The organism is Dietzia sp. B19 (assembly GCF_014145155.1).
GTDB classification, from domain to species: domain Bacteria; phylum Actinomycetota; class Actinomycetes; order Mycobacteriales; family Mycobacteriaceae; genus Dietzia; species Dietzia natronolimnaea.
Genome location: NZ_JAALED010000412.1, coordinates 1 through 6,036, shown reverse-complemented (window position 1 = coordinate 6,036; position 6,036 = coordinate 1). Strand labels below are relative to the sequence as shown.

General features: G+C 70.5%; 4 protein-coding genes. 2 read left to right on the top strand and 2 right to left on the bottom strand.

The genetic code is table 11. From position 1 onward, the window contains the following. Nucleotides 1-40: 40 nt before the first annotated feature. Nucleotides 41-1,021, bottom strand: a complete 981-nt coding sequence (gene galE / locus G6020_RS11895) for a UDP-glucose 4-epimerase GalE (protein WP_182610774.1) — start codon at nt 1,019-1,021, stop codon at nt 41-43. Then, nucleotides 1,018-1,707: a metal-dependent transcriptional regulator gene (locus tag G6020_RS11890; protein WP_179525206.1), complete on the bottom strand. Its 690-nt coding sequence runs from the start codon at nt 1,705-1,707 to the stop codon at nt 1,018-1,020. Before G6020_RS11890 ends, galE begins: the two co-directional genes overlap by 4 nt. A 226-nt stretch (nt 1,708-1,933) precedes the next feature. Between G6020_RS11890 and G6020_RS11885 the strand changes: the two genes are divergently transcribed. Together G6020_RS11885 and G6020_RS11880 are read left to right on the top strand one after the other, a co-directional pair. Further along, nucleotides 1,934-3,166, top strand: coding sequence for an acetoin utilization protein AcuC (locus G6020_RS11885; protein ID WP_182610773.1), 1,233 nt, complete (start codon nt 1,934-1,936; stop codon nt 3,164-3,166). Between the two features lie 62 nt (nt 3,167-3,228). Further along, nucleotides 3,229-5,970 (top strand): bifunctional GNAT family N-acetyltransferase/acetate--CoA ligase family protein, encoded by a 2,742-nt coding sequence (locus tag G6020_RS11880; protein WP_182610772.1) that lies wholly within the window; start codon nt 3,229-3,231, stop codon nt 5,968-5,970. Nucleotides 5,971-6,036: the final 66 nt, after the last annotated feature.

Sequence of the window (6,036 nt, the reverse complement as noted above, 5' to 3'; positions counted from 1 at the left end):
CCGGCGCGGTCGGGGCGCTCCCGCCCGCGCCGGCCCGGGACTACCGCGGGGCGGAGTGCGCCCGATCACCCAGGGCCGAGGTGAACGCCCACGCATCGCGGACGATCGTGTGCAGGTCGGTCCGGGTGGGGGTCCACCCCAACTCGGTCATCGCCTTCTCGCTGGAGGCCACCAGGACTGCGGGGTCGCCGGCGCGCCGCGGTGCGACCACGTCCGGGATCGGGTGCCCGGTGACCTCGCGGCACACGTCGATCACCTCGCGGACGGAGAAGCCCTCCCCGCTGCCGAGGTTGAGTACACGGTGGACGCCGGGTCGGTTGGACTCCAGGGCCAGTAGGTGCGCGTCGGCGAGGTCGGCGACGTGGATGTAGTCGCGGACGCATGTCCCGTCCGGGGTGGGCCAGTCGTCGCCGAAGACCTTGATGTCGGATCGGTGTCCCAGGGCCACCTGCAGGACCAGCGGGATGAGGTGGGTCTCGACGACCCGGTTCTCTCCCACCGGACCGTGGGCGCCGGCCACGTTGAAGTAGCGCAGACTCGTGGCGGCGAGCCCGTGGGCCACCGCATACGAGGTGATGGCGTGATCGATCGCCAGTTTCGTGGCGCCGTAGGTGTTGGTGGGCCGGGTGGGCATGTCCTCGGTGATCGGGATCTGCTCCGGCTCGCCGTAGGTCGCCGCGGTGGACGAGAAGACGAGGTTGGTGACGTCGGCGGCGCGCATCGCGTCGAGGAGCGCGAGGGAGGTCACGACGTTGCCCTGCCAGTACTCCGCGGGCTTCTCCACCGACTCCCCGACGAGGGACCGGGCGGCGAAGTGCAGGACCCCGTCGAATCCCGGGTCCAGGACCTCGCCCGCCAGCGCGGCGACATCGCCCTCGATGAACGTCGCCTCCGCGGGGACGCCCGACCTGTTGCCGGTGGAGAGGTCGTCCAGGACCACGACCTCGTGTCCGCGCTCGACGAGCACGGTCGCGCAGACCCCGCCGACGTAACCCGCCCCACCGGTGACGAGGAGCTTCACGGGAGGATCTCGACCTGGATCGCGTGCGCGTGGTCGCCGTCGAGTTCCACGGTGTGACCGTCACCGGAGTCGAGTTCGACGAGGTGGCCCCGCCGGGTCGCGGTCACGGTCCGCAGTGGTTCCACACCGTGCGCGCGGAGCTCGGAGATGAGGTCGGTGTCGATCTGGACGTTCTCGCCGATCGCCTGGATCCGGACGCTGTGCGGGATGTCCGTGTCCAGCGCCGACAGGCGGGTGAACGCGCGATCGTTGGCCATCTGGGAGGTGTAGCCGATCCGGTCGAGCCCTGGAATGGGGTTGCCGTACGGTGACGTCCTCGGGTCGTCGAGTACCTCGATGAGGCGACGCTCCACGTCGTCACTCATGACGTGCTCCCATCGACACGCCTCGGCGTGGACCTTCTCCAGTTCCAACCCGATCACATCGACGAGCAGTCGCTCCGCGAGCCGGTGCTTACGCATCACGTCCACGGCCAGATCCCGGCCGGTCGTCGTGAGCTGCAGGTGACGGTCGGGCGCCACGTGTACGAGGCCGTCGCGTTCCATCCGCGCGACCGTCTGGCTCACGGTCGGACCGCTCTGCTCGAGTCGCTCCGCGATCCTGGCCCGGAGTGGGATGACTCCCTCCTCCTCGAGCTCATAGATGGTGCGGAGGTACATCTCGGTGGTGTCCACCAGGTCTTTCACGCTGAATCCTCCACGTCGGATCGTCGCAGGTAGTCGCTCCCGGTGGTCGACGGTCCCCTCCGGGTTCACGGTCGAGACTACCGCCGGGCCTCGAACCGGGGTGGGGAGCGGGCAATCGGGGGTCGGCTCGGGTCCCGCCGCGTAGATTCGTGGGGCGCGCATCTCGGTGTTCCCACCGGATGTGGGCCGCCGGGAGCGTCCCGGTGCGAGGGGAGGACGGGTGGCAATGGCCGGTATCCGGGACGGCGTCGCGGCCGCGGTGGTGTGGAGTCCCTCGCTGATGGAGTACCGGCACTCCGCCGATCATCCGATGAGTCCGCGCAGACTCGATCTGACCATGTCGCTGGCCACGGAACTGGGGGTCCTGCAGGGCGTCGAGATGCTGGACCCCGGGTGGGCGAGCGACGAGGAGCTGCTCCGCGTCCACACGTCCCGCTACATCGGCGCCGTCAGGGCGGCCGGCGACCTGCCGCCCGGGGAGCACTTCGGGATGAGCCACGGTCTCGGCACGGCGGACAACCCGACGTTTCCGGGCATGCACGAGGCGAGCGCCGCGGTGGCCGGAGGAACCTTGGCCGCAGCGCGGGCGATCGCCAGTGGCGCCGCGACGCGGGCGGTCTCCGTGGCCGGCGGCATGCACCACGCCATGCCCGCGGCCGCCGCCGGCTTCTGCGTCTACAACGACGCCGCGGTGGCCATCAGCTGGTTGCTCGACAACGGGTACGACCGCATCGCCTACGTGGACATCGACGTCCACCACGGGGACGGTGTCCAGGCCGCCTTCTACGAGGATCCGCGTGTGCTGACCATGTCCCTGCACCAGCACCCGGCGACCCTGTGGCCGTCGACGGGCTGGGCATCGGAGACGGGGGTGGGCCGCGCGGAGGGGACCGCGGTCAACCTGGCGTTCCTGCCGGCGGTCACCGACGGGCTGTGGATGCGCGGGTTCCACGCGGTCGTTCCCGGGGTCCTGCGGGCCTTCGAGCCACAGATCATCGTCATGCAGGCCGGATGCGACTCGCACCGCGAGGACCCGCTCGCCGACCTGTCCCTCACGGTCGACGGGCACCGCGAGTCCTACCTCCGACTCATCGCACTGGCGGACGAGCTCTGCGAGGGGCGGATCATCGCCATCGGCGGTGGGGGCTACGAGCTGGTCCGGGTGGTCCCGCGATCGTGGACCCATCTCATCGCCGCCGTCCTCGGCGTCCCCGTGGATCCGGGGACCCGGGTACCGGAGGAGTGGAAGGCCATGGCCGCCCGGTTCACCGTTCCGGACAGGGTCCCGCAGACGATGAGTGACGGCGGAGATCCCGCGCACACGCCCTGGGAGCCCGCCGGTGCCGATCGTGGGGGAGAGGTGGACCGGACACTGGCCCGACTCGACCAGTCGATCCTCGACACCCGCCGCTCGGTGTACCCCCTGCTCGGACTCGACCCGGACGATCCCCGGGACTGACCGCACCACCCCCGCGTCGCGGGTGCCCACCATTCACAACAGTTGTCTCATGGAGGACCACGATGGCCAACCCCGGTGACGGAACGACCGACGGCGGCGCCCCCGAGGGTGACGCGCCGGTCGTCAACCCGCCAGAACACGCCTCCACCGACACGGCGGTCGACGACTATCCGGAGGGCTATCCACACGAGTGGGCGGCGGATGTCCTGGGTTCCGACGGCCGGGCGGTGCGGATCCGGCCGGTCCTGCCCAACGACTCCGAGAAGATCACCCGCTTCCACGCCAGCCTCTCCGAGCGGACCCGCTACCTGCGCTACTTCGGCTCCCACGACGTCCTGTCGGCCAAGGAACTGCAGCGGATGACCAACGTCGACTACCGCGACCGGATGGCGTTCGTCGCGGAACTGGGCGCGGAGATCATCGGGATGGCGATCTACGAGAGGCTCCCGGACTCGACGTTCGCGGAGGTGGCGTTCACCATCTCGGACCAGCACCAGGGCCGGGGGCTCGGATCGATCTTCCTCGAGCATCTCGCGGGGTCCGCCGCCGAGTGCGGGATCGACCACTTCGAGGCGGAGGTGCTCTCGGAGAACCGGTCGATGATCCAGGTGTTCCGTCGGGCGGGGTACGAGATCTCGCGCTCCTTCGATGGATCAACCCTGCATCTCGAGTTCGCGATCGACCCCACCGAGGCGTTGACCAACGTCCGTAACGCCCGCGAGACCGCGGCCGAGGCGCGCAGCCTCGCGAGGGTCCTGACCCCCGCCTCGGTGGCGGTCATCGGCGCCTCCGACCAGGTCGGCAAGATCGGCCACACGGTCCTGCGCAACCTCATCGGGAACGGGTTCTCCGGCCCGGTGTACCCGGTCAACTCCGATGCGACCTCCGTGCAGTCGGTCCGTGCCTACGCCAGCGTCCGCGACATCCCCGACCCGGTCGACCTGGCCGTGGTGGCGGTTCCGGCCGCGTCCATGTCCGAGGTGCTCGACGACTGCCTGTCCAAGGGGGTCTCGACCCTCGTCGTGATCTCGGCCGGGTTCTCCGACGTCGGCAGCGCCGGAGTGGTGTCCGAACGTCGCCTGGTGAGCGAGGCCCGCGCCCACGGGATGCGGGTGGTGGGGCCCAACGCCCTCGGGGTGATCAACACCTCCCCCGACGTCCAGCTCAACGCCACCCTCGCCGAGGTGGTCCCGGGGCCGGGTCGGGCCGGGTTCTTCTGTCAGTCGGGTGCCCTGGGGATCACGATCCTCGCCGCCGCCGCCCGCCGGGGTCTGGGACTGTCGACATTCGTCTCCGCGGGGAACCGTGCGGACGTCTCCGGCAACGATCTGCTCCAGTACTGGGATACCGACACCGGGACCGAGGTGGTCCTGCTCTACCTCGAGAGTTTCGGCAACGCCCGCAAGTTCTCGCGGATCGCGCGCCGCGTGGCCCGCAACAAGCCGGTGGTGGTGGTGCGCCGGGCCGTCGACGACCTGGAATCGGGAGTGCAGGGTCTGACCGCCTCGGCCATCCGCGGACTGTTCCGCGACTCCGGGCTCATCCAGGTGGACTCCATCACCGACATGTTCGACACGGCGACGTTGCTCGCCTATCAGCCGTTGCCGGCGGGCGGCCGTCTGGCGATCGTCGGGAACTCGACCGCCGTCGGCCGACTGGGCGGGGACTCCGCGCGGTTGCAGGGATTCACCGTGGCGCACTCGGTCGACCTGGGCGCGGGAGCGCTACCCGAGGACTTCCGGGCCGCGATCGCCGACGTGGTGGCCCGCGACGAGGTGGACTCGGTGCTGACGGTGTTCGTGCCACCGGTGGCCACCGAGCCCGATGCCTACGCCGAGGCCATCCGTGCCGCGGCGGCCGACAGTTCCAAGCCGGTGGTGAGTACCTTCCTCGCCGGCGAGGGACTGCCCGAGGGGCTCACCATCACCGACGAGTCCGGCGTGGCCTCGCGGGGTTCCATCCCGTCGTACCCGTACCCCGAGCGTGCGGTGTCGGCGCTGGTGCGCGCCCGCCGCTACGCCGAGTGGCTGGACCAGCCCGCGGAGGAGCCGGCCGAGTACGACGACATCGACCGCGCCCGCGCGCGGGATCTCGTCGATTCTCTGTGTCACTCGAACGCCGGGAACGAGTCGTTCGAACTCACCCAGGGGCAGGTCCGGAGTCTGCTGGAGTGCTACGGGGTGGGGATCGTCGACTACCGTGTGGCGGTCGGGGTGGAGCAGGCGGCCATGGCGGCCGAGGAGCTCGGGTACCCGGTGGCGGTCAAGGCGATGGGGGAGAAGTGGCGGACCCGGAGTGACCAGTCCGGGGTCCGCCTGGACCTGACCGACGCGGGGGCCGTGCGTCACGCGTTCGACGACCTCAAGGCGACCACCGGTTCCCGGGCACTCCACGTCCAGAAGATGGCCACCAAGGGGGTCGCGGTGACGATCCGGGTGGCGGACCACCCGATCTTCGGCTCGCTCATCTCCTTCGGCCTGTCCGGGATGCTCTCGGACCTCCTCGCCGATCGCGCGTTCAGCACCCTGCCGATCTCCCCCTCGGAGGCCCGGTCGCTCCTCGACCGTCCTCGGGCCGCGCCCATCCTCGACGGATATGCGGGGGACACCCCGGCCGACAAGGACGCCCTGGTGGAGCTCATGGGCCGGATATCGTGCCTGGTGGAGGACGTCCCCGAGCTCAGACGGCTGTCTCTCGACCCCGCGCTCGCGGCCCCCGACGGTGTGTCCGTGTTGTACGCACAGGTCCATCTGGGGCCGCCCCCGCGGTTCAGCGGGGACGAGGGCCCGCGGAGACTGCGCTAGCTGTCGGTACAGCCGGCGCGGCGTGCTCGGCGGGTCGGCCACTGCGCCGGCGCGGCTCGTCGCCCA

Excerpts from the sequence above, each read along its gene's own strand:
- G6020_RS11880 (WP_182610772.1), top strand. The coding sequence starts at position 3,229 with ATGGCCAACCCCGGTGACGGAACGACCGACGGCGGCGCCCCCGAGGGT.
- G6020_RS11885 (WP_182610773.1), top strand. The coding sequence starts at position 1,934 with ATGGCCGGTATCCGGGACGGCGTCGCGGCCGCGGTGGTGTGGAGTCCC.